Below are 23,202 nucleotides of genomic sequence, written 5' to 3'. Positions count from 1 at the left end.
CAGGCAGGCAGGCCGGTGCACCAGGACCTGCCTCTCGATGCCGCGGTGGATGCGGACACGGCAGGGGGTCAGACCACGGTGTCAGTGCGGATATTGCGGTACATCTTGGGTTTGCGGCCGCCGGTGCGGGCAGCGGCCAGGCCGGCGAAGGTGCGTTCCTTGATGAGGGTGGCTTCATACTCGGCCATGAGGGCGAACATGTCGAAGGCCAGCTTGCCGTGCGCGGTGGTGGTGTCGACGATGCCGTTGGTCAGCGACTTGACCCCAACGCCGCGTTCTTCAGGGGTGGCGACGATGTCGACCAGGTCGCGCAGGCTGCGGCCGACATCCCTCGTGCGCGCCGAGGCGCCCGGCGTACGCGGGTCGGCCCGCATCCGGTGGGACCGCCGCTGTCGAAGGCCGGGGCCCGGCATGGCCACCGGGATCTGGTGGCGCACCGCTCCCCTCTTCCGGGGTGGTCGGGAACCCGAGAAAGCTGCATAATATCCCTTATGCATGACAAACAGGACGCATCGGTCGAACGGCTCATCGAGGAGTTCCTGACCGCCCGAGCCACCCGCAAGCCCTCCCCCCACACCCAGGAGGCGTACCGCCGGGACCTGCGCACCGTCGCGGGGCTGATCGGCGAGGAGCACACCCCTCCCCTGCCGCTCGGCGATCTGATGATCTCCGCCCTCTCCCCCCGGGTGATGCGCGCGGCGTTCGCCCGGTTCGCCGCTGTCCGGGCGGCGGCGTCGGTGCACCGGGCCTGGTCGAGTTGGAACGGCTTCTTCACGTTCCTGGTGGCCGAGGAGGTGGTGGCGGGCAATCCGATGCCGGCGGTGGGGCGTCCCCGTACGCCGCTCCCCCAGCCCAAGCCGTTGCGGGGTGAGGACACCCCGGAGGTGTTGCTGGCGTCGGTGGCGCGGGAGGACGGGCGGCAGCGTGATCCGTGGCCGGAGCGGGACGTGGCGGTGCTGGCGTTGGCGCTGTGCGCGGGGCTGCGCCTGGCGGAGTTGTTGGCGTTGCGGGTGTCGTCGGTGTCGGGACGCGCCGGGGAGCGGCGGGTGGCGGTGGCCGGCAAGGGTGGCCGGCCGAGGGTGGTGCCGGTGGAGCCGGAGCTGGACGAGGTGGTGTCGGCCTATCTGGACAGCCGGCGGCGGAGGTTCGGGGCGCGCAGCGTACGGCCGGATGCGGTGCTGTTGGTGGATCGCCAGGGTGAGCCGTTGCGTCGCGGTGGTTTGCAGTACCTGGTGGATTCCTGTTACCGGCGTGCGGGGATCACCGATCGGGTGCCGGCGGGGGCCCGGTTGCACGCGTTGCGGCACACGTTCGCCACCCGGTTGGCCGAGGACGGGGCGGGGGCGGCGGAGATCATGCGGTTGCTGGGGCATGCGTCGTTGGCGTCGTCGCAGACGTACATCGAGGTGACGGCGGGTCAGCAGCGGGCGGCGGTGCGGTCGAATCGCACCAATCGGGTGTTGGTGGGGTTGGTCGCGGGTGGTCAGGTCGGGTGACGCGCCGCGTGGCCATGCGGGGTGTGGTTGTGGCAGGGTGGGAGGTGGATGCGACTGGCGGCACGGGGATGGGTCCACCATCGGGGAGCTCGTCGCGGGGGTCGACCGCCTGGGCCTCCGTGGTCGAGGTGAGCCATGTCTGTTTCCTCCTCCCCCGCGACTGCCACGGCCCGGCTGCTGCCGGGCAAGCCGGTGGCCGATCAGATTCTCGCCGAGGTCGCCGAGGGCGTGGCGGCGCTGCGTGCGGTCGGGGTGGTCCCGGCGTTGGCGACGGTGCTGGTGGGTGACGACGACGCGAGTGTCGGGTACATCCGGATCAAGCAGCAGCAGGCGGCGGAGTTGGGTTTCGCGTCGCCGCACGTGCGGCTGTCGGCGTCGGCGACGCAGGCGGATCTGCATCGGGTGTTGACGGATTTCAACACGGACGCCGGGGTGCACGGGGTGTTGCTGCAGCATCCGATTCCGGGGCATCTGGATTACGACCGGGCGTTGCAGGTGCTGGACCCGGACTCCGACGTGGACGGGATGCATCCGGTGAACATGGGCCGGTTGGCGTTGGGTCTGCCGGGTCCGTTGCCGTGTACGCCGGCGGGGATCGAGGCGTTGTTGGCGTTCCACGGGGTGCCGGTGTCGGGTCGGGAGGTGGTGGTCCTGGGGCGGGGGGCGACGTTGGGTCGTCCGTTGGCGATGTTGTTGGCGCAGAAGCGGCCGACGGCGAATGCGGCGGTGACGGTGGTGCACACCGGGGTGGCGGATTGGCCTCGGTACACGCGTCGGGCGGACATCCTGGTGGCGGCGGCGGGGGTGCCGGGGATCGTGCGGCCGGAGCATGTGCGGCCGGGTGCGGTGGTTGTCGGTGGTGGGGTGCGTTACGCGGGTCGTCGGTTGTTGCCGGATGTGGACGAGTCGTGTGCCGAGGTGGCGGGGGCGATCACTCCTCGGGTGGGTGGGGTGGGTCCGACGACGGTGGCGATGTTGTTCCGTAACGCGTTGGAGGCGGCGCGGCGGGCTGTCGGGCGGGGGTGACCCGGTGTCGGGGTGGGTTCAGCCGAGGTCGACGACGAGGGGCCGGTGGTCGGAGATCGTCGAGCGGGGGGTGTCGACGGCGGTGACCGGGGGCAGTCGGTGCAGGCCCTGCCGGTCGGCGAGGATGTGGTCGAGTTGTATCCGGGGCGCGGCGGCGGGGTAGGTGGGGCGGCGGGCGAGGGGTTGCCAGCCGGTGAGCAGCCGGGCGGGGCCGGCGGGGAGGTTGAGGTCGCCGAGCAGGATGCGCGGGGCGGGTAGGGCGCGCAGGGCGCGGACGACGCGGCGGAGTTGGTGGGCGTTCCAGCCGGGGACGAAGGACAGGTGGGTGGCGGCGACGGTGAGGGGGCCGTGGGGGGTGTCGAGGACGGCGGCGAGGACGACGCGGGGTTCGTCGCGGAGTAGGAGCAGTCCGCCGCCGGGGCCTGGGACGTAGATGGGTGATCGTACGGGTGCGGGGGCCAGGCGGGTGACCTGCCAGGTGCGGACGGGGTGGCGGCTGATCAGGCCGATGCCGTAGCAGGGTTCGCCGTGGCCGTCGTCGTCGTGGCGTAGTGGTCGGAACTGTTCGCCGGGGGTGCCGACGACGGCGGCGGCGAAGCGGTGTTCGGGGGCGTCGAGGGCGTGGGCGGCGATGGTGGTGAGGTCGTGGTGGCCGCTGCGGGACTGGTCGCGGTCGACTTCCTGGAGGGCGAGGATGTCGGCGTCGAGGGTGTGGACGGCGGCGGTGAGCCGGTCGGGGTCGACGAGCCCGTCGGTCAGGGAGCGGCCGTGCAGCAGGTTGAAGGTCGCCAGGCGCACGTGTGCACCCTACGTCTCGTGGCACAGTTACCAGATGATCAAGTTGCTGTGTTGTTCGGTGCTGGTGTTCGTGTTGCTGGGTGTGGTGGGGATGTGGGTGCGTCGGCGTCGGGGGCGGTGAGGTGGGCCACTCGGGTGGGCGGGTGGTGGTGTGGGGTGGGAAGAATGGCCGGCCGTGGATCCTCTGTCGTTGACCACCCTGCTCACTGCGGCTGCCCTGGCGGGTTGGGTCGATGCGGTGGTGGGTGGTGGTGGGTTGTTGCTGTTGCCGGCGTTGTTGGTGGCGGCGCCGGGGGTGCCGGTGGCGACGGCGTTGGGGACGAACAAGTTGGCGGCGATCGCGGGTACGTCGACGGCGGCGGTGACGTTTGCGCGGCGGACGCGGGTCGATTGGGCGGTGGCGGGTCCGGCGGCGGTGTTGGCGGTGGGGTGTGCGGGGGTGGGTGCGGCGTTGGCCGGGTCGGTGCCGGCGGGGGCGTACCGGCCGGTGGTGTTGGTGGTGTTGGTGGTGGTGGCGTTGTTCGTGGTGTTGCGGCCGAGGTTGGGGACGGTGGCGGTGCCGGGGCGGCGGACCAGGGTGCGGGTGGCGGCGGCGGTGGGGGTGGCCGGGGTGGGGATCGCCCTGTATGACGGGTTGATCGGTCCGGGTACCGGCACGTTTCTGGTGGTGGCGTTCACGGCGTTGGTGGGTGCGGATTTTCTGCGTGGTTCGGCGATGGCGAAGGTGGTCAACGCGGGGACGAATCTGGGGGCGTTGGTGGTGTTCGCCGTGACCGGGCATGTGTGGTGGTGGTTGGGGGCGGCGATGGCGGTGTGCAATGTGGTGGGGGCGGCGGTGGGGGCGCGGATGGCGTTGCGTCGGGGTGCGGGGTTCGTGCGGGTGGTGTTGTTGGTGGTGGTGTTGGCGTTGGTGGTGAAGCTGGGGTACGACCAGTGGCTGGCCGGCTGAGCCTGGTGGTGTTCGGCCGGCCGGCCAGCCACTGGTCGGTGTTGTTGGTGGGTTCAGGCGTGCCGGACGGCGGTGTCGTAGTCCAGGCGGGGCAGGCGGGGGAACCAGGCGTCGGGGCCGGGGTGGCCGATGTTGACCAGGAGCAGGGATTTCCAGCCGGTGCCGGTGAAGAATTCGGCGTCGACGCCGGCGGGGTCGAATCCGCCCATGGGGCCGGCGGCGAGGCCGGCGGCGCGGATGGCGAGCAGGAAGTAGCCGACCTGGAGGCCGGCGTTGAACCGGGCCATGCCGTCGCGGCCGGTGGGGTCGGCGGCGAAGTGTTCGCGCATGCCGGGGCGGATCGGGAAGACGGTGTCGAGGTGTTCGTGGAAGTCGGTGTCGGCGGCGAGGACGGCGACGACGGGGGCGGTGGCGGTCTTGGCCCGGTTGCCTTCGGCGACGTGGGTGAGGAGTCGGTCGCGGCCGTCGCCGGGGCGGACGAACAGCACCCGCAGGGGTTGGACGTTCATGGCGGTGGGCGGGTACTTGGCCAGGTCGAAGATGGCGCGGAGTTGGTCGTCGCCGATGGGGGTGTCGGTGAAGGTGTTGGCGGTGCGTGCCTCGGTGAACAGTTGGGCCTGGGCTTCGGGGCTGATGGTGGTCAGGTGGTCGGGCAGGACGTCGGTCATGGTTTCCTCCGGTCGCATCGAATGCTTGCGCTACGGTAGCAGCTAGCTTTTTCCTAGTCCCTAGGGTGAGTCACAGACCACGTATGCTGGGCGCATGACGACGTGTTCCCCGGTTGACGGGCCCCGCGCCTGTCCCGGGGGGCTGTCCCGGGCCTTCATGTTCCTGGGCAAACGGTGGAACGGCATGGTGCTGGGCACCCTGGCCCAGGGCCCGGCCGGCTTCGCCGAACTGGCTCGGGCGCTGCCGGGGATCAGCGAGTCGGTGCTGTCGGACCGGTTGGGTGAGTTGGTCCGGGTCGATCTGGTCAGCCGCACCGTGCGGGAGGGGCCCCCGCTGGGGGTCAGTTACCAGCTGACCGAGCGTGGTGCCGCCCTGCTGCCGGCGTTGGACGCGCTCGCCCGGTGGGCCGACGAGAACCTGCCCGCCGGCGGCGGTTGTTGACCGGTGCCGGTCCGCGCCGAACACGACCGTGCCGTGCTGGCCGCCCTGTTGCGCCGTGATCCGGTGCTGCACGCCTACCAGCTCGGCGACCTCGACGACTTCTTCTGGCCGTACACGTCGTGGTTCCGGCGGGGTGAGCAGGTGGCGCTGCTCTACCACGGCGCCGCCGAGCCGGTGCTGCTGGCGTTCGCCGCCGAGGACGACCGGCCGGCGGCGGCGGCCCTGCTCGACGACCTGGCACCGGTGCTGCCCGCCCGGCTGTACGCGCACCTGTCCCCCGGCCTGGAGCACACGCTGTCCCGCCGCTACGTCCTCGGCCCGGCCGGGGCGCATCATCGGATGGCGTTGACCGACCCGACCCGGCTGTCCGGGGTCACCGGCGTGGGTGAGGTGCTCGGCGGGGCGGACCTGCCGGACCTGCGTGCCCTGTACGCCGCCGCCTACCCGGGTAACTGGTTCGACCCCCGGATGCTCGACACCGGCCACTATCTGGGCGTGCGCGTGGACGGTGAGCTGGTGGCGGTGGCCGGGGTGCACGTGTGGTCGCCGACCTACCGGGTGGCCGCGTTGGGTAACGTGACCACCCATCCCCGGGCGCGCGGGCGGGGCCTGGCCGCTGGGGCGGTCGCCGCGTTGTGCGCCCGGCTGGGCGACACCGTCGACCATGTGACGTTGAACGTCAGGGCCGACAACGTCGCGGCGGTGCGCCTCTACGAGCGGCTCGGTTTCACCCGGGTCGCGCGGTTCGGCGAGTTCACGTTGACCATCGGTGACCGTACGGCGGTCTGAGTCGCCGCCGGTCGGTTGGTCAGCGGGGGCGGCTGGGTGAGTCGAACCGGCCGGCGCGGATCTCCCGCAGCGCCCGCCGTCGGACGTCGCCGCGCAGGGTGTCGACGTAGAGCCGGCCGGCGAGGTGGTCGGTCTCGTGCTGCAACGCGCGGGCCAGGAAGCCGCTGCCGGAGATGGTCAGCGGCGCGCCGTGCCGGTCGACGCCGTGGACGGTGGCGTGCATCGCCCGGCGGGTCGGGAAGTACAGCCCGGGAATGGACAGGCAGCCCTCGTCGTCGTCCTGTTCCTCCTCGGACAGTTCGAGGACGGGGTTGATCAGGTGTCCCCGGTGCCCGTCGGCGTCGTAGACGAACACCTGTGCGTCGACGCCGATCTGCGGGGCGGCCACCCCGGCGCGGCCGGGCGCGCCGAGCAGGGTGTCCATCAGGTCGTCGACGAGGTGTTGCAGCTCGTCGTCGAAGCGGGTCACCGGTGTGCAGGCGGTGCGCAGGACGGGATCACCGATGATCCGGATCGGGCGTACGGTCATGCCCGGAAGGCTAGCTGGGCGTTACCGGCGGCGCTACACCGGCGCACCGGTCGGCGACCAGGGCGGCGATGCCGTCGAGGACCCGGGCCAGCCCGAACTCGAACGCGCGCGTCGGGTCGGTGGCGGCCTGGTACTCCTGGCCGGCGGCGGTGCCGACCCGGGCGGCCGTCGGGAAGCGGGCCGGGTCCATGGCCTTCTCCAGGTACGGGGCATGTGCCCGCCACCACTGCTCGTCGGTCATGCCGGTGTGTTGGGTGGCCTGGGTGGCCTCCACTGCGCCGCGTACCGCGCCGTGGACGTAGGAGCCGACGAGGGTGATCACGTTGTCCATTTCCAGGTCGGTCAGGCCGATGCCCTCGATGGCGCGGAGTTCGTAGTCGTAGCGGGCGGTGACCTGGGGGCCCAGTGGTGGGCGGGTGGTGGCGACCTGCAACAGCCACGGGTGGCGCAGGTACAGCGCCCAGTTGTCCCGGGCGATGCGTTCCAGTCGGCCCCGCCAGCCTCCGGGGACGTCCACCGGCCGGGGGGTCTCGCCGTGCACGGTGTCGAGCATGACGTCGAGCAGTTCACCCTTGCCGGGCACGTGGGTGTAGAGGGACATGGTGCCCACTCCGAGGCGTTCGGCGACCCGGCGCATGGACAGCGCGGCGAGCCCGTCGGTGTCGGCGACGTCGATGGCGGCCCGCACGATCCGGTCGACGCCGAGGTCGCCGCCGCGGCTGACCTTGTCCCGGGTACGCCAGAGCAGGGCGAGGCTGCGGGCGGGGTCGCCGGTGCCGCTGTACTCGACGGGCATGCCGCCAGCCTAGCCTCCCCGTACCGTATGGTGTACGGCTGGTGGGTCGGTGCCGTGACGACCACCTCGAGCCGCCGGCCCCGGGGCAGGTCCGGCGGTTGGGTGGCCGGGCGCGGACTCCGGTAATAGATGTTCGTCGATGCTTTGGGGGTCGTCCCACAGCACGGCCTGTCCGGCCTGGTGGATGGGCGTGATGCTGTCCTCGTAGATGGCCCCGCGCTTGGGTAGCTGTCCCGGCCCGCCAAATACTTGATCTTGACTTGGGTGATGTCGGCCGTCGGGGTGTCCGTTAGCCGAACCCGGGGTGTCGCTAACAACCGTGCGATGAGGAATCAAAAAGTTGATCATCCGTGGTCGCGACGGAGTCCATGGTCAGTCGCTTGAGCAGGGGGATGGGGCGGCTGAGCTGAGCCGTCAGGCTGAGTTCCTGGTCACGGACGGTTGGGCCATGGAACGGCTCGTAGGCGCCAACTGAGTACGAGAGCTAGGAGCGCTGCTGCGGTCGTGACCCAGTAGTTGCTGTGCCAGGATCGGCCGGTGGAGAAAGTCGTGCTGAGTAGCGATTCCGGTAGGGCTTGCTGAGTAACCACGAGTAGCGCGAACAGGGACGGCGTGGTGACGGTGGCGACCAGCGGACCGAGGACGAGGCAGAGAATCGCGCCGATGCTTGTGAAGACAACCACGTTGCCGATGAGGCCGTGCAGGGGTGGGAACTGCGTGTCGGAGTGACGGGTGGTGATTACCCAGTACCAGACCGGCAGGACGGCCAGAGGGGCTGCGAGCATGATCGTGGAGTAGGCCAGGTGTCCGAGCCGCGCGGACCGGTGCGCGATGAGTTCTCGCGCGTCGAATCGTGGAGTGGTGATCGCCGGAAGGACGCTGGCTAGCGCGACGGCAACTAGCTCCGGGGTGCCGACGCCTCGAGGCGGCAGGTCGAACACCGCGCTAACCGACAGACTCAACTCGGGAAACGCAGCAGCGATAACCAGTGCGACGACGATGACGGTCGAGGCGAGTGGCCCGCCGCGGGCGTGCCAGAGCCCGGTGACACGGCCACACATTACGGAAGGCTGGCGGGTGAGAGCAGGCACGATCGGACTAGCTGTCGGTTGGTCTGAACGAACTGGATGAGTTGTTCGGCGTTCATGGTTGTCAGTTTCTGCGCTGCTGACGGTGGTTGGGCTGGTGCCACGGTGCTCGCCAGTTGGTCGAAGCCGGCCAGCTGAAGAACTCGTCCTTGCAGCACAGCCGCGATGTCACGGCCCTCGACAGTCCGGCCCGGCTGCGAGCACGTGCGGAGTGTCATGGCTTCGCTGACGAGGAAGGCGACCTGGTCGGGGATGGTGGCGGCGACGAAGCGGCGATCGAGAGGGCCCGGATCGAGATCCACGAACGCCTCCCCGGGGCGCGGCGTGTCATGATCGGAAACCGCGAAGTCCGTCACACGGTGCAGCACCGGCGCGAGGCCGGCATCACGTAGGCGCCCCACGACGTTGACGGTGCGAGCCATCGCCGGAGCGTTAGCCGCGTGTAGGCACACCTCTGTGTCCTCCACCTGCTGGCACATCTGCGCCACAGGGCGGTCCACCACATACAGTTCCGGGCGCCAGGCGAACGCGATCGCCGTCAGAGCTGCCACTGCGGCGACCCACGTCAGTAAGGGGCGGCCGGTGCTGCGGACTGACCCGTGTGACCTGGCCCAGCACGCCAGCGAGGCGGCGAGCAGACAGATCGCGGTGGAGGCCACAACGGCGAAGATGGTGGTCGGGGGATTCAACTCGAACCTGGGAGTGGTGACGAACTGCCGCACGGGCAGGATCAGCCCGATCGGTGCGAACAGCGACGCATTAGGCAAGCCCATGATCGCGAAGGCGAGCAGCCCGACCGCCGGTGCGATCACCCAGTGCCGGACGGCCGCGCCGAGGCAGAAACCGATCAGAGTCAACGTGACCAGACCGGCCAGGCCGACCATCACGTCCAGCGCCAAGGCTCCGGCGGTAGCCTGGCGCGCCGCAGCGATCTCAATCGGAACCAGCCCGACCGCGTGCCCCAGGCAGAGCCAGAACGCCAGGGAAAGCCCGTGGGTGAGGAACAGGCCTTCGCCCACTTTCGGGCGCAGCGGCAAGGCCACTGGCGAGGAACTCGGGAAGTAGGCCGCGCCCAGTGCCGCTGCTGCGGCAGCCGCCACCGACCCAGGGATCCACAACTGCTCATGCCAGGCGGCGGAGACGGCCGCCCAGGTGACGTAGTCGGCAGCGAGCATGCTCCTGGTCGCCACGAACGAACCGGCTGCCATCAACGCAGCCGCGGCTGGGAACACCCAGAGCGGGCCAGGCCAGCCAAGCAGCAGGCGCAACCGGCTCATTCGGCACCACCGAACGACATGATCAGGTCGTCGTAGGCGCATTCGAACGGCGACCCGGGCCGGCCATCGATGCTGGGCCGGGTTGTGGCCAGTCCCGTGAGCGGGCCCTGATACCGGATCTTGCCCTCGGCCAGGACAGCGACAGTATCCGCGAGATGCTCCACGTCCTCGGTCAGGTGGGTGGACAGCAGCACCGGCCGCTCGGCTCCCAGGTGGAGGATCACCTCTCGCACCTTGAGTCGCTGCCCGGGGTCGAGACCGACTGTGGGCTCGTCCAGAATGACGATCTGCGGATCGTGCACGATGCCGGTGGCGAGGGCGACTCGTTGGCGCTGTCCCCCGCTGAGGGTGCGGATCCGCCGTGGCCCAAGGTCCAGCGCCTGCATCTTGTTCAGCGCCACCTTGACCGCCTCGTCCGTCCGCGCGGCGTCCACGCCGCTGAGCCAGGCCGCGTAGGCGACGAGATCACGCACCTTCGCCAAGCCGGGAAGCGACGGATTCTGCGGCACGTACCCGATCAACGCCTGTGCCGCCTTACCGTCGCTGACATCCCGACCGTCGATGACCACCCGTCCCTCATCGGGACGCGCCAATCCGACGACGCACTTGATCAGCGTGCTCTTTCCCGCCCCGTTCGGACCCAGCAGGGCGGTCACTCCTCGACCGACGGTGCAGGAGGCGCCGGTAAGCACCCGGCGCCTCCTGTATGAGAACGAGAGGTTCTCAACCTCGACTGTGCCCGTCACTCAATGAACCTCTGTCCTCGCCCGACCGACCTGATCAGCAGCGCTGGGCCCGCGACGACTCGGCCGACGCCCCGGTGCTCGACACGAACTTGGAGTAGTAGTTGCCCGTGCCGTTGCCGCAGGACCCGTCCACCAAGGCCGTTCCGGCGTCAAAGGACTTCTTGCCCACCTCGTCGTCGGGCCAGTTGTTGCGGTCCTCATAGATGTAGCCGGTGCCGGGGACCGTGTTGGAGCAGCCCTCGCGGACGACCCATGCGTTGTTGTCGGAGTCCGGCACATCGGCGCGGAGGGTGCAGGCCTGCACCGTATTGGAGCCGGCGACGGCGACCCCGGCCCCCACGCCGACCAGGGTGAAGGCGAACACGCCGGTAGCCAGCGCCCGTGAGATCTTTCGCATAACAACCCTTTCCGTAGTCGCTGCACGCCGTGGTTCGCGGCGACACAGCGAAACCTGCCTGGGCTGTGATCCACTCGCCGACTGGGGTCACTCATTGTAGTCGATACCTCGCCCATAGTGCCTGTCAAGGCTCCGCGCCGATCGGTCTCATTAATGTCCATGGTCATGTCAGGCCTTGGTGTCGCGGCTGCCGACCGACGTCGTGGCGGCGCTGTGGGCCACGCTCGGTGACGAGCCGACCGGCGACGAGTCCGGTGGCGACCAGGTCGACGCCGAAGCCGGCCTGGACGACGTGGAGGTCGGTGATGACGGCGAGCGCAGCTTCTTTAACGAGTTGAAGCAGGATCCGGGCCGGCTGGGGTTGGAGACGCTGCTGGCCGAGATCGTGAAGCTGCGCCGGGCACGGGCGATCGGGTTGCCGGCGGATCTGTTCACCGACGTGGCGGAGAAGCGGGTCGCACGGTGGCGGGCGCGGCGGCGGCGGAATACCCGTCAACGCTGCGCCGGGATCACCCGCCGGAGGTGAGTCTGACCCTACTCGCGGTGCTGTGCTGGTGCCGGCTGACGGAGATGACCGACTCGCTGGTGGAGCTGTTCATCGACCTGGTGCGGATGATCAATACCCGGGCGGAGCGCCGGGTCGAGCGGCAGCAGATCGCTGAGTTCCGGCGGGTGTCGGACAAGGAGAACGTGCTGTTCAAGCTGGCAGGGGCGTCCGTGGCGCACCCGGACGGATTGGTGCGTGACGTGGTGTTCCCGGCGGTCGGGGAGCAGACCTTGAAGAACCTGGTCGCGGAGGCGAAGGCCACAGAGTCGCTGCGCCGCCAGCGGGTGCGTACGGTGCTGGCCAGCTCCTACTCGCACCACTACCGCACGATGCTGCCGAAGCTGTTGAACGCCCTCGAATTCCGGTGCAACAACACGACCTACCGGCCGGTGATGGACGCGGTGGACCTGCTGCACCGGTACAAGGACCGCGACGGCCGCGCCACCCACTACGAACGCGCCGACCGGGTGCCCCTGGACGGGGTGGTCCAGGCGCAGTGGCGGGCGGCGGTCGTCGACGAGCGGGGCCGCGTCGAGCGGATCCCGTACGAGCTGTGCGCGTTGCAGGCGCTGCGCGACGCCCTGCGCCGCCGTGAGATCTGGGTCGTCGGGGCACGGGCGTGGCGCAATCCGGAGACGGACCTGCCGGTCGACTTCGAGGTGCACCGCGACGTGCACTACACCGCGATCGCGCAGCCGACCGACCCGACCGAGTTCGTGAGCGCCCTGCGGGCCCGGCTGGATGCCTCCCTCGCCAGGTGGGCCGAGGCGATGCGGACCGGCATCGCCGGCACGAGTGTCGGCACCCGCAAGGGGCAGGTGTGGATCTCGGTGTCGAAGCAGCCCGCCCAGCCCGTCCCGGCGAACCTGGACGCGGTCAAGGACGAGGTGACCCTCCGGTGGGGCGTGGTCAGCCTGCTCGACCTGCTCAAGGAGGCCGACTGGCTGACCGGCCTGCACACCGAGTTCACGTCCATCGCCACCCGCGAACACCTGGCCCCGGGCGAACTGCGCAAGCGGCTGCTGCTGGTGCTGTTCGCCCTGGGCACGAACATCGGCATCAAACGAATCATCAACGCCGGCGACCACGGCGTCACCGAGGCGCAGCTGCGCCGCACGCGGCACCTGTTCGTCAACCGTGACGGCCTGCGCCGGGCCATCGCCGCAGTCGTGGGCGAAACCCTGCGCGGGCGTGACCCGCGCTGGTGGGGCGACGGCACCGCCTGCGCGTCGGACTCGAAGAAGTTCAGGTCGTGGGAGTCGAACCTGATGACCGAGTGGCACGCCCGCTACGGCGGGCCCGGCGTGATGATCTACTGGCACGTCGAACGCAAGAGCGTGTGCGTGTACTCGCAGCTCAAGACCTGTTCCTCCAGTATCGCCGACTACCTCGCCGCACCCGCGCTGCGTCGGGAGATCCACGAAGGGCTCCAGGTCGTCGAGCAGTGGAACTCGGCGAACGTGGCCATCCACTACGGCCGCGAAGCCGAACTGCCCGGCGCCGACCGGGAAGCGCAGGAGATCTCCATGCTCGCCCTGCACCTGCTCCAGTCCGCGCTCGTGCTGGTCAACATCCGCATGGTCGACCGGGTACTCGACGACCCGGACTGGGCCGGTCGGCTCACCGAGCACGACCGGCGCGGGCTGACCCCGCTGTTCTGGTCCAACGTCGCCCTGCACGGCACGTTCACACTCGACCTGGACAAGAGGCTGGACTACGACCGCAGACCCGCAGCTCAACCGGACCCGGCACAGCAGTAGGCCCTCCGGCAGCGGCGCGGGCCGTCACGCCTCCCGCACCAGCCGCTACCCAGTCGGCCCGACGGCGTCGGGCACGGTCACACCACGGCCGTCGTCGCGGCGGCCCGGGCACGCTCCAACACCCGGTACACCGTCTGCCGCGACACCTCGAACAACTCGGCCAGCTCGGCGACGGTGTGCTCCCCGGCGGCGTGCAACTTGAGCAGATGCGCCTGCCGAGTGGCCGACAGCTTCGGTGCCCGGCCCTTGAGTTTGCCCTTGGCCCGGGCGATGGCCATGCCCTCCCTGGTCCGCATCCGCAGCAGGTCGACCTCGAACTCGGCGAACGTGGCCAGGATGTTGAAGAACATCTTGCCCATCGGGTCGGTCGGGTCGTAGACCATCGTGCCCAGCTGCAGCCGGATGCTGCGCGCGGCGAGGGAGTCACCGATCTGCCGGGCGTCCGGCACGGAACGGGCGAGCCGGTCGAGCTTGGGCACCACCAGGGTGTCGCCGGTCCGCACGGCGGCGAGGGCCTGGTCCAAGCCGGGCCGGGCGCGGGTGGTGCCGGAATAAGCCCGGTCGAGGTAGATCCGTTCGGCCGGCACCCCGAGGTCGAGCAAGATCTGTCTGTTCGCTTCCAGGTCCTGCTCATCGGTGGAGCAGCGGGCGTATCCGATCAGCACGGCGGTCACGGCCGCAGCGTAACGGATAGCCCCCCATCACCGGACAGCTCACCGGACACCCCATCTGTGACAACACCCGTCGCTGGTAGGCGCTTTTCGCGCCACGGCCGCCGGGGTGTCCGTTGAAGGTTCGGCTAACGGACACGCTCGACGGCCGACATTCGCAGCGCAAGATCAAATACTTGGCGGGCTGGGACAGCGACCCAAGCGCGGGGCCTAGATCAGGCGGTCGGCTTCCTGTTCTGGGACGGCCACCGGGTCGTTTCCCGGGCTGCCGGTCAGTCGGCGGCGAGCAGGGCCCGTACCGGGGCGGCCTTGGCGGCGGCCTCGGCGACCTCGGCGGCGGGGTCGCTGTCCCAGGTGATGCCGCCGCCGGCCCACAGGTGCAGCCGGTCGGCGTCGGCGGCGGCGGTGCGGATGGTCAGCCCCAGGTCGAGGTGGCCGGGGCCGACCCAGCCGAACGCGCCCATGCCGGCCCCCCGGCCGACGGGTTCGACGGCGGCGATCAGCGCCAACGCGGCGTGTTTCGGGGCGCCGGTGACCGACCCGCCGGGGCAGGTGGCGCGCAGCAGGTCGGCCAGGCCGATCCCGTCGGCGAGGGCCGCGGACACGGTCGACTCGGCCTGCCACAGGTCGCACCAGCGGCGGACGGCGAACAGTTCGTCGACGGTCACCGAACCGGTGCGGGCCACCCGGGCCAGGTCGTTGCGTTCCAGGTCGACGATCATGATGTGTTCGGCGCGTTCCTTGGCCGAGGCGAGCAGGTCCCGGCGGCCGGCGGCGGTGGCCGGGCGGGTGCCCTTGATCGGGCGGGTGACGACCCGGCCGGCGTGCACCGCCACCAGGGTCTCCGGTGAGGCGCAGCCGATCGCCCACCCGTCGCCGTGCAGGGTGCCGCCGTAGCGGGCGCCGGGTAGCCCGGCGAGACGGGCCAGGGCGGGACGGGGGTCGCCGGTGTACCCGGCGGCGGCGTGTCCGACCACGTTGACCTGGTAGACGTCGCCGCGGCCGATGGCGGCCCGGACGGCCCGGACCGCGTCGGCGTGCTGCCCGGTGGTCCAACTGTCCCGCCAGGGCCCCAACCGCAGCCTGCCGGTCGTCGGCGGGGCGGGCCGGGTGCCGGTGGCGGCGTGTCCGTAGACCACCACGGCGACGTCGGGCAGGTCGGGGATCGGGCTCGGTGGGCCGGTGGGTGCGCCGGCCATCAGGGCGCCGGCGGCGGCGGAGACGAACAGGGCGGCACCGCAGGGGCCGTCGGCGCGGTGGGTCGCGGGGCGGGTCAGGTCGTCGACGGTCAGGCCGTGCGCGGCGAGGAACCCGGCGATCAGCGTAGCGGGATCACCACCGTCGGCGACGCGCCAGGTGTGGCGTTCCCGCTCGACGAGCACGCTGCGGCAGCGCGCCGGCACTCCCGGTACGTCGACCGACGCCGTTGGGAGCGTTTCCAGGCCGGGTGGACCATTCCCACTCATCCGTTCAGCGGATTTCGGGGCAACATGACGGAAGGCTGCTCGATCCGGTGCGCCGTAGCTTGGTACTGTGCGTCACTGGTCATGTGAACCATGACACAGTGCCCCCACAGTCCGGAGAACCCGATGTGCCAGCACCAAATCACCTGCCCCTCCGCCGAAGCGACCGACCGGGATGCCGCCCGAGTCATCGCCTGCTTCCCTGAGCAGGGCTGGAGCCTGCTCTGCAACGGTGTCATCGTCTTCGAGGACACCGGTGAGCTCCTTCCCGACGGCAGCACCATCGCCCCGCACCGCGGACCGGCCCGGCACGCCCTCGTCGCCTGACCTGGTCACGGTCCGTCGGCGTGGCCCCGGCCACGCCGTACCAGGCTAGCCCTCCGACGAGGGGCTGCCCTCCCCCGGTCGCCGCACCGGGGCGGCACACCGCCGCCCCGGCACCGCGCCTCACTACTCCTGGAACGCCTCCGGCGACGGACACGAGCAGACCAGGTTCCGGTCGCCGTACGCGCCGTCGACCCGCCGCACCGGCGGCCAGTACTTCCCCGGCCGGTCCACCCCGACCGGGTACGCCCCCACCGACCTCGGGTACGGGTGCGGCCACTGGTCACCGGAGACCATCGCCGCGGTGTGCGGCGCGTTGGCCAGCGGATTGTCCCCCGCCGGCCACCCACCGGAGGCCACCATGTCGATCTCCGCCCGGATCGCGATCATCGCGTCGCAGAACCGGTCCAGCTCGGCCAGGTCCTCACTCTCCGTCGGCTCCACCATCAGCGTCCCCGCCACCGGGAACGACATCGTCGGCGCGTGGAACCCGTAGTCGATCAGCCGCTTGGCCACGTCGTCGACGCTCACCCCGGTCGCCTTGGACAGCGGACGCAGGTCCAGGATGCACTCGTGCGCCACCAGGCCCTTGTTCCCGGCGTACAGCACCGGGAAGTGCTCGCGCAGCCGCACCGCCACGTAGTTCGCCGCGAGGACCGCCACCCCCGTCGCCCGGGTCAGCCCCGCCGCACCCATCATCCGCAGGTATGCCCACGGGATCGGCAGGATGCCCGCCGACCCGTACCGGGCCGCCGAGATCGCCGGCGCCCCCTGCGTTCGCGCGCCGCCCGGGTCACCCGGCAGGTACGCCGCCAGGTGCGCCCGCACCGCCACCGGCCCCACCCCGGGCCCACCGCCACCGTGCGGAATGCAGAACGTCTTGTGCAGGTTCAGGTGCGACACGTCCGCCCCGAACCGGCCCGGCTTGGCGAACCCGACCAACGCGTTGAGGTTCGCCCCGTCGACGTACACCTGACCACCGGCGTCGTGGACCTTCGCGCACAGCGACGCGATGCCCGTCTCGTACACCCCGTGCGTCGACGGGTACGTCACCATGATCGCCGCGAGGGCGTCCCGATGCTTGTCGATCTTCGCATCGAGGTCGACCAGGTCGACGTTGCCGTCGGCGTCACACCCGACCACCACCACCCGCATCCCGGCCATCACCGCCGACGCGGCGTTCGTGCCGTGCGCCGACGACGGGATCAGACACACGTCCCGGTGCACGTCCCCCCGGTCCCGGTGATAGGCGCGGATGGCCAGCAACCCGGCCAGCTCTCCCTGCGACCCGGCGTTGGGCTGCACACTGACCGCGTCGTAACCGGTCACCTCCGCCAACCACCCCTCCAACTGGGTGATCAACTCCCGGTACCCGGCGGTCTGCGTGTCCGGCGCGAACGGGTGCACATGGGCGAACTCCGGCCAGCTCACCGGCTCCATCTCGGTGGTCGCGTTGAGTTTCATCGTGCACGAACCCAACGGGATCATGCCCCGGTCCAGGGCGTAGTCGAAGTCGGCCAACCGGCGCAGGTACCGCAGCATCGCCGTCTCCGAGTGGTGGCTGCGGAACACCGGATGGGTGAGGAACTCCCCGGTACGCGCCAACCCCGCCGGCAGGGCCACGTCGACGACGCCGTCGACCGGGTCGACCCCGAACGCCGCCCACACCGCCGCCAGGTGCGCCCCGGTGGTCGTCTCGTCGCAGGACACCCCCACCCGGTCGGCGTCGACCAGCCGCAGGTTCACCCCCCGCGCCTGGGCCGCCGCGACCACCTGCGCCGCCCCGCCCGGCACCACCGCGGTGACGGTGTCGAAGAACGCCACGTTGACGACCTGCACACCACCGGCACGCAGCCCCGCCGCGAGCCGCGCCGCCATCTCATGGGTACGCCGGGCGATGCCCCGCAACCCGTCCGGCCCGTGGTAGACGGCGTACATGCCGGCCATCACCGCCAGCAACACCTGCGCGGTGCAGATGTTGCTGGTCGCCTTCTCCCGCCGGATGTGCTGCTCACGGGTCTGCAACGCCAACCGGTACGCCGGGTCGCCGGCGGCATCACGGGACACCCCGACCAGCCGCCCCGGCAGCATCCGCTCCAACCCCGCCCGCACCGCCAGATAGCCGGCGTGCGGCCCACCGAAGCCCATCGGCACCCCGAACCGCTGGGTGGTCCCCGCCGCGATGTCCACGCCGATCTGCCCCGGCGCCCGCAGCAACGCCAACGCCAACAGGTCCGCCGCCACCGTCACCAACGCCCCCGCCGCGTGCGCCGCCGCGACCAGCGGCGCGTGATCGCGTACCGCACCGGACGCCCCCGGGTACTGCAGGTGCAACCCGAACAACTCCGCCGGCAACTCCTCGACGGCCAGGTCCACCACCCGCACCTCGATGCCCAACGGCTCCGCCCGACCGGCGAGCACCGCGACGGTCTGCGGCAACGCGTCCGCGTCGACCACGTACACCGCGCTGCGGCTCTTCGACGCCCGGCGGGCCAACGTCATCGCCTCCGCCGCCGCGGTGGCCTCGTCGAGCATCGACGCGTTCGCCGTGGCCAACCCGGTCAGGTCGGTGACCATCGTCTGGAAGTTCAGCAACGCCTCCAGCCGCCCCTGGCTGATCTCCGGCTGGTACGGGGTGTACGCCGTGTACCAGGCCGGGTTCTCCAACACGTTGCGGCGGATCACCGCCGGGGTGTGCGTACCGTGGTAACCCAGGCCGATCATCGACACCGCCACCGTGTTACGGGCCGCCAGGGCACGCAACTCGGCGATCGCCTCCCGCTCCGTGGCCGGCGCCGGCAGATCCAGGGTGCCGTGCCAGCGGATCACCTCGGGGATGGCCGCGTCCATCAGCTCGTCGATCGAGCCGTGACCGACAACCTCCAACATGCGGCGCTCGTCGTCCGGACCGGGGCCGATGTGCCGGTCGGCGAACTGCTCTACGGTCATGCGTGCGCTCCTGACAGGGGGCGAGGTCGACGGGTCGGCCTCCCCCTGAGTCACGCCCGACGGCGCTCCACAGTGCCTGCCCGTCGCGGTCCTTCTGCCTGAGAGGTTCCGGGGAGAATCTGCCCCTTCGGCGCCGCCCGGATACTGCTGGGCGATCTCTCCCGCGCGGGTGGTGTCGGCATGGTCAACGCTACCAGCGCCGCTGTTACCGGCGGATGTCGTACCCCTGCCCGACCCGGCCGGGGCCGAGGTCAGCGGGCCACCGGTGTGGCCGCCGCCACCGTGGCGGACCCGCCGACAGGCGGTGGCGGGGCGGCCACCCGGTCGGCCAACTCCGGCAGCACCCGCCCCAACGGGGCGTCCACCCGCAACGTCGCATACCCGTCGCCCCGGGTGGCGCCCTGGTTGGCGATAACCACCGGGATGCCCGACTTCGCCGCCCGCGCCACGAACCGCCGCCCCGACAGCACCGTCAACGACGACCCCAGCACCAGCAACGACCGCGCCTGACCGACCATCGCGAAACACCGCGACACCCGATCCGTGGGCACCGTCTCACCGAAGAACACCACGTCCGGTTTCAGCATCCCCGCACCACAACACGTGCAGTCGACCATCCGGAACCCGGCCACCCGATCGTCGTCGAGTTCCACGTCACCGTCCGGATTCACCACCCCGACCGTCGCGTCGAACCCCGGGTTCGCCGCCACCAACCGCCGATCCAACTGCTCCCGGGACGTCCGGTCACCACAGCGCAGGCACACCACCTCGTCGAGGCGGCCGTGCAGCTCCACCACCTGCCGGCTCCCCGCCGCCGTGTGCAGACCGTCGACGTTCTGGGTGATCACCCCGTCGACCAGACCGGCGGCCTGCAAACGGGCCACCGCCCGATGCCCGTCGTTCGGGACCGCCCGCGCGATCATGCGCCACCCCAGATGGCTACGCGCCCAGTACCGCCGCCGGGCCGCCGGCTCCCCGGTGAACATCTGGTACGTCATCGGGGTGTGCCGCCGGGCCGCCCCGGTCGGCCCCCGGTAGTCCGGAATACCCGACTCGGTGGACAACCCCGCCCCACTCAACACCACGACACCACCGGCGGCGACCAGGCCGGCCAGCGCGTCGATCGTCTCCGTCACCCGTCCATGCTGCCTCAGCCACCCCACCGGCGGCGACCCGAACCTCCCGCCCCGCCGGGTCAGCCGCCCAGCACCGCCCGCAGCTGGGCACTCGCCCCACCGGCCGCCGCCGCGTCCGCACGCAACTGCTCCGACTGCGCCGACAGGTACGACTGCCACCGGTTCAGCTGCTGCTGCGCCGCCGCGACCGCCGCCAACGCCGCCGCGTGCCGCTCCTCCAACGCCTGCAACGTGGCAGCCAACTCCGGCGACGGCCCCCCACCGGACAGCTGACCCGACCTGCCCACGTCCCCGGCCCGCCGATGCGCCTCGGCCAGGATCTCGGCAGCCTGCCGACGCGCGTCGGCGATGATCTCCGCACCCTCCGCGCTGGCCTCACCGATCGTCCGGTTCGCCTCGTCCTGCGCCCGCATCGCCAACTCGACCGTCATCGGATCAGGCCCCTGCGGCGCGTTGCTCGGCAACGTCCCGTGCCGCAGCATCTCCACCTGACTCAGCAGCCCCTAGTTCTCCCGCCGCTGCCGCTCCAACTCCGCCGTCAGCAACCCGATCCGGTCGTCCGCCGACCGGACCACCGACGCGACCTCGTCAGCGGGCAACCAGTGGCTGCCCCGGAACCGCCGCTCCTCCAACACGGACAACTGGCGAGCGACCTCACCCTGCTCGGCCAGCAGGGGCGACCCGCCCCGGTCGGAGTGGTCGACGCTCATCGGGCACCTGTCCAGCTGAAGTCGCGCGGGGCCACGGCACCGGCCTCGGCGAGCGGCGGATAAAGAGAATGATCATAGCTCTCCGTCAGGATCTGCTCCGGCTCCACACCCGAACGGGCCAGGATCGCCACCGTGTCCCGGGTCATCTCCGGACTCCCACACACCAGGATCTCCGTGTCCGCCCACGGCCCCAACCGCACCGCCGTGTCACCGGCCCGACCGATCGCACCCGACCAACCCCAACCCGTCTCCACCGTCGGCACGTACCGCAACCACCCCGTCCCACCGTTGTGCCAACCCACCGACGCCGGCATCGACGCCAACCGTGACAGGGCCGGCTCGTCGTACAGGTCGTCCGGGGTACGCCCACCCACCACCAGGGTCGTCCGCCGCCCCGCACCCTGCTGCACCGCCTCCACCACCGCCCGCAACGGCGCCAACCCCGTCCCCCCGGCGATCAACAGCAACGGCAGGTGCGGCGACCGGTCGAACGACGACAACGCCGTCCCCGTCGGATGCCCCAACAACAACCGCTCACCGGCCTGCAACTTGCGCACCAGATGGGTGGAGAACCGGCCCGCCGCCCGGACATGGAACTCGATCGTCCCGTCCGCCCGCGGCGCGTTCGCCGGCGACAGGTACCGCCAGGTCCGCAACTGCGGCACCTGCACCGGCAACGACTGCCCCGGACGGTAGTTGCACAGATAGTTCGGACGCACCGTGAACACCACGATGTCGGCGCGACGCCGCTCCGCCGCCAACACCTCCGCCTCCCAGTGCGGCGGTGACGTCCGCTCCGCCTCCGCAGCGCCGTCGAGCATCAACTTCGCCACCACCTCGTACGCCGCCGCCCACTGCGCCCGCAACGCGGGGGTGAAGTACGGGCCGAGGAAACGCTCCAACGTCGCCAGCAACGCCTGGCCCACCCAGATGTAGTGCCGCTCCCCCAACGCCACCGGGTTACCCCGCTGGTCCTGGCCGTGGAACCGGCGGTGGTCGGCGCCCAACCGCTGCGCGAACGTCGTCAACGCCTCCGGATCGTCCAAACTGGTGATGATGTGCCCCAACGCCGCCAGGAGCTTGTCCTCCTGGTACTGCATGTTCGTCGGGAACATCGACCGGGCCTCCGGCGACACCACGAACAACGTGGCATAGAAGTACTTGGCCGCCTCCGGGCCGGCAACGGAGAACTGGTTCCAACTCTGGCGCAACGCCGCGTTGTCCATGCTCAGTCCTCCTGCGCGCGAGCCGCGTCATGACGCTCACGCAACGTCATCTCCACCACACCATCCGGGTCGTAAACGCGGTCAGTCTGCCAGAGATTCGGATTCGGAACCCGGGTGTCGTAGTAGCGGTGGTGCACCGCATGCAACGCCGCCCACCCCACACTGCCGTTGAGCCACGACCAGTCGCCATGCACCGGCCGACCGGCCCGCTCCTCCTGCGCACAGAACTTCATGAACAACTCCGACTCGGTGTGCGGATCGGACACCCGCACACCCGCCACCCGGAACGAGTGCAGCACCGCCTGGTTCAACACCAACGCCGCATGCTCCCGCCACAGGGTGTCCTCCCGCGACGTGTCCAATCCCAATCCCGCCGCCACCACCGGCAACTGGTCGTACCGCTCCCGGTCGCCCATGTTGCGGGTCCCGATCTCGTCACCCAGGTAATGACCGTTGAACGGCGCGCAACTGTAGTCGACCCCGCCGATACGCAGACGCATGTTACTGATCACCGGCAGCGCGTGCCAACGCAGCATCAGATCAGCGAACCACGGATGATCCGGATGGCTCAACGCCACCTCCCGCACCAACTCCCGTGGCACCTCCCACACCGTCGGCGCCTCGTGGGCCGTCTCGATCACCCACGGCAACAGATCGAACCGCCCCGGCACCGGCGGCGGACGCCACCCCAACCGACGGGCCGCCCGCACCATCCCCACCTGCGCCGGATCACCCAACACCGCACCGTCGTCGCGCCGATGACCGCAGTAGCGCACCAACTGGTCGTTCCAGATCCGCGCCCGCGGGCCCACCCCCGGCCGATCCGGCGCGAACACCGTGATCACCGACTGGATGCGGCCCCCGTTGTCCCCCGCCGCCAGATGCGCCGACAACTCCTGGGCGATACCCGCCGCCGTCGTCACATGCCGACGGTCCCGCACCCGCAACCCCGCCCAACGGACCCGCCCGACACACCGCGCCGACTGCCGCCACGCGACCTTCGCCCCGTACGCCAGCTCCTCCCAGGTGTGCCGGTAGGAACCGGTCAACGCGATCTCCTCGCGCACCTCCGCCAGCCGTGCCGCCAACCCCGGCAACTGCCGTTCGGCATGCAACGACTCGAGGAACTCCGCCGCCTCCGCCGCCACGTCCCCACCGGCGTGAGCCGGCTCACCGGGCGGTGGCGCTGCGGTGACCGGGCAACGTGACCCGGTGGTGTGATCGGCCACCGCGCCGCCAGCCCACCCGGAACCCAGGCCGACATAGTGATCAATGTGCACTTCGGTTCGTTTCCCGTCCTCGGCGGGACCACGGATGCGACCCCCGCACCATGCTCCACGCATCAGCTCGACGCCACCACCAACCGTCACTCAGCGTGACCAGTCGATGTCTTTGGTGATCGCCCTGGACAGGAT

At 70.7% G+C, this 23,202-nt stretch carries 23 protein-coding genes, 1 pseudogene and 2 riboswitches; of the genes and pseudogenes, 8 read left to right on the top strand and 16 right to left on the bottom strand.

The genetic code is table 11. The annotated features are described in order from the left end of the window. Window positions 1-68: 68 nt before the first annotated feature. Window positions 69-437 carry a recombinase family protein gene (locus ACIG87_RS00230; protein ID WP_396846682.1) on the bottom strand — a complete coding sequence of 123 codons (369 nt, stop codon included), beginning with the start codon at window positions 435-437 and terminating at the stop codon, window positions 69-71. Between the two features lie 54 nt (window positions 438-491). Between ACIG87_RS00230 and ACIG87_RS00225 the strand changes: the two genes are divergently transcribed. Then, on the top strand, window positions 492-1,496 hold the full coding sequence (locus ACIG87_RS00225) for a tyrosine-type recombinase/integrase (protein ID WP_396846680.1): 1,005 nt from the start codon (window positions 492-494) through the stop codon (window positions 1,494-1,496). A 40-nt stretch (window positions 1,497-1,536) separates the two neighbouring features. Beyond that, a riboswitch (ZMP/ZTP riboswitch) is annotated at window positions 1,537-1,618 on the top strand. A 13-nt stretch (window positions 1,619-1,631) separates the two neighbouring features. Further along, window positions 1,632-2,522 carry a bifunctional 5,10-methylenetetrahydrofolate dehydrogenase/5,10-methenyltetrahydrofolate cyclohydrolase gene (locus tag ACIG87_RS00220; RefSeq protein WP_396846678.1) on the top strand — a complete coding sequence of 297 codons (891 nt, stop codon included), beginning with the start codon at window positions 1,632-1,634 and terminating at the stop codon, window positions 2,520-2,522. An 18-nt stretch (window positions 2,523-2,540) separates the two neighbouring features. Here ACIG87_RS00220 and ACIG87_RS00215 read toward each other — a convergent pair whose 3' ends face one another. Beyond that, window positions 2,541-3,320, bottom strand: coding sequence for an endonuclease/exonuclease/phosphatase family protein (locus ACIG87_RS00215; RefSeq protein ID WP_396846676.1), 780 nt, complete (start codon window positions 3,318-3,320; stop codon window positions 2,541-2,543). A 175-nt stretch (window positions 3,321-3,495) separates the two neighbouring features. Here ACIG87_RS00215 and ACIG87_RS00210 point away from each other — a divergent pair, with 175 nt between their 5' ends. Next, window positions 3,496-4,269, top strand: a complete 774-nt coding sequence (locus ACIG87_RS00210) for a sulfite exporter TauE/SafE family protein (protein WP_396846675.1) — start codon at window positions 3,496-3,498, stop codon at window positions 4,267-4,269. 53 nt (window positions 4,270-4,322) lie between these two features. Here the strand turns inward: ACIG87_RS00210 and ACIG87_RS00205 are convergent, their stop codons facing one another. Beyond that, on the bottom strand, window positions 4,323-4,937 hold the full coding sequence (locus ACIG87_RS00205; protein WP_396846673.1) for a malonic semialdehyde reductase: 615 nt from the start codon (window positions 4,935-4,937) through the stop codon (window positions 4,323-4,325). A gap of 94 nt (window positions 4,938-5,031) precedes the next feature. Between ACIG87_RS00205 and ACIG87_RS00200 the strand changes: the two genes are divergently transcribed. After that, window positions 5,032-5,379 (top strand): winged helix-turn-helix transcriptional regulator, encoded by a 348-nt coding sequence (locus ACIG87_RS00200; RefSeq protein WP_396846671.1) that lies wholly within the window; start codon window positions 5,032-5,034, stop codon window positions 5,377-5,379. A gap of 3 nt (window positions 5,380-5,382) precedes the next feature. After that, the gene (locus ACIG87_RS00195) at window positions 5,383-6,168 is read left to right on the top strand and encodes a GNAT family N-acetyltransferase (RefSeq protein WP_396846669.1); all 786 of its coding nucleotides are present in this window, start codon (window positions 5,383-5,385) and stop codon (window positions 6,166-6,168) included. A 19-nt stretch (window positions 6,169-6,187) separates the two neighbouring features. On the opposite strand, the gene def is transcribed toward ACIG87_RS00195, so the two are convergent. The 6 genes from def to ACIG87_RS00165 all read right to left on the bottom strand — a co-directional run bounded on the left by def (window position 6,188) and on the right by ACIG87_RS00165 (window position 11,001). After that, window positions 6,188-6,697, bottom strand: a complete 510-nt coding sequence (def, locus tag ACIG87_RS00190; protein WP_396846667.1) for a peptide deformylase — start codon at window positions 6,695-6,697, stop codon at window positions 6,188-6,190. A 10-nt stretch (window positions 6,698-6,707) separates the two neighbouring features. Continuing rightward, the gene (locus tag ACIG87_RS00185) at window positions 6,708-7,493 is read right to left on the bottom strand and encodes a TetR/AcrR family transcriptional regulator (RefSeq protein ID WP_396846665.1); all 786 of its coding nucleotides are present in this window, start codon (window positions 7,491-7,493) and stop codon (window positions 6,708-6,710) included. 431 nt (window positions 7,494-7,924) lie between these two features. After that, window positions 7,925-8,554, bottom strand: coding sequence for a hypothetical protein (locus tag ACIG87_RS00180; RefSeq protein ID WP_396846663.1), 630 nt, complete (start codon window positions 8,552-8,554; stop codon window positions 7,925-7,927). After that, the gene (locus tag ACIG87_RS00175; protein ID WP_396846661.1) at window positions 8,554-9,858 is read right to left on the bottom strand and encodes a hypothetical protein; all 1,305 of its coding nucleotides are present in this window, start codon (window positions 9,856-9,858) and stop codon (window positions 8,554-8,556) included. The genes ACIG87_RS00180 and ACIG87_RS00175 overlap by 1 nt, the downstream gene beginning before the upstream one ends. Beyond that, entirely contained in the window at window positions 9,855-10,550 is a 696-nt protein-coding gene (locus ACIG87_RS00170) for an ATP-binding cassette domain-containing protein (protein ID WP_396846660.1), read from the bottom strand. Before ACIG87_RS00170 ends, ACIG87_RS00175 begins: the two co-directional genes overlap by 4 nt. A gap of 88 nt (window positions 10,551-10,638) precedes the next feature. Then, window positions 10,639-11,001, bottom strand: a complete 363-nt coding sequence (locus ACIG87_RS00165) for a hypothetical protein (protein ID WP_396846658.1) — start codon at window positions 10,999-11,001, stop codon at window positions 10,639-10,641. A gap of 178 nt (window positions 11,002-11,179) precedes the next feature. Here ACIG87_RS00165 and ACIG87_RS00160 point away from each other — a divergent pair, with 178 nt between their 5' ends. Both ACIG87_RS00160 and ACIG87_RS00155 read left to right on the top strand, forming a co-directional pair. After that, window positions 11,180-11,527, top strand: a complete 348-nt coding sequence (locus ACIG87_RS00160; RefSeq protein ID WP_396846657.1) for a hypothetical protein — start codon at window positions 11,180-11,182, stop codon at window positions 11,525-11,527. Then, a complete protein-coding gene (locus ACIG87_RS00155; RefSeq protein WP_396846656.1) occupies window positions 11,524-13,308 on the top strand; it encodes a Tn3 family transposase in 1,785 nt (594 codons plus the stop codon). The genes ACIG87_RS00160 and ACIG87_RS00155 overlap by 4 nt, the downstream gene beginning before the upstream one ends. 77 nt (window positions 13,309-13,385) lie before the next feature. Here ACIG87_RS00155 and ACIG87_RS00150 read toward each other — a convergent pair whose 3' ends face one another. Next, complete coding sequence (locus ACIG87_RS00150) at window positions 13,386-13,982, bottom strand: recombinase family protein (protein ID WP_396846654.1); 597 nt, start codon at window positions 13,980-13,982, stop codon at window positions 13,386-13,388. A 269-nt stretch (window positions 13,983-14,251) separates the two neighbouring features. Next, window positions 14,252-15,445 carry a chorismate-binding protein gene (locus ACIG87_RS00145; protein ID WP_396846652.1) on the bottom strand — a complete coding sequence of 398 codons (1,194 nt, stop codon included), beginning with the start codon at window positions 15,443-15,445 and terminating at the stop codon, window positions 14,252-14,254. 123 nt (window positions 15,446-15,568) lie between these two features. Here ACIG87_RS00145 and ACIG87_RS00140 point away from each other — a divergent pair, with 123 nt between their 5' ends. Continuing rightward, window positions 15,569-15,769, top strand: coding sequence for a DUF5999 family protein (locus tag ACIG87_RS00140; RefSeq protein WP_067311530.1), 201 nt, complete (start codon window positions 15,569-15,571; stop codon window positions 15,767-15,769). A gap of 123 nt (window positions 15,770-15,892) precedes the next feature. Here the strand turns inward: ACIG87_RS00140 and gcvP are convergent, their stop codons facing one another. The 5 genes and pseudogenes from gcvP to ACIG87_RS00115 all read right to left on the bottom strand — a co-directional run bounded on the left by gcvP (window position 15,893) and on the right by ACIG87_RS00115 (window position 23,016). Continuing rightward, a complete protein-coding gene (gene gcvP, locus ACIG87_RS00135; RefSeq protein ID WP_396846650.1) occupies window positions 15,893-18,715 on the bottom strand; it encodes an aminomethyl-transferring glycine dehydrogenase in 2,823 nt (940 codons plus the stop codon). 76 nt (window positions 18,716-18,791) lie between these two features. Beyond that, window positions 18,792-18,889, bottom strand: a riboswitch (glycine riboswitch). Window positions 18,890-18,966: 77 nt separating this feature from the next. Next, entirely contained in the window at window positions 18,967-19,851 is an 885-nt protein-coding gene (locus ACIG87_RS00130; RefSeq protein ID WP_396846648.1) for an NAD-dependent protein deacetylase, read from the bottom strand. A gap of 59 nt (window positions 19,852-19,910) precedes the next feature. Next, window positions 19,911-20,561 (bottom strand): annotated as a pseudogene (locus ACIG87_RS00125) (hypothetical protein). Then, entirely contained in the window at window positions 20,558-21,787 is a 1,230-nt protein-coding gene (locus tag ACIG87_RS00120; protein ID WP_396846646.1) for a globin domain-containing protein, read from the bottom strand. Before ACIG87_RS00120 ends, ACIG87_RS00125 begins: the two are co-directional and overlap by 4 nt. Window positions 21,788-21,789: 2 nt before the next feature. Beyond that, window positions 21,790-23,016: a nitric oxide synthase oxygenase gene (locus ACIG87_RS00115; protein WP_396846645.1), complete on the bottom strand. Its 1,227-nt coding sequence runs from the start codon at window positions 23,014-23,016 to the stop codon at window positions 21,790-21,792. Window positions 23,017-23,202: the final 186 nt, after the last annotated feature.

Origin of the sequence: Micromonospora sp. NPDC051925 (genome assembly GCF_044548625.1) — a bacterium.
Classification (GTDB): domain Bacteria; phylum Actinomycetota; class Actinomycetes; order Mycobacteriales; family Micromonosporaceae; genus Micromonospora.
Note: the sequence above shows the minus strand (reverse complement) of the source record. Positions and strands in the feature narration are given on the sequence as shown.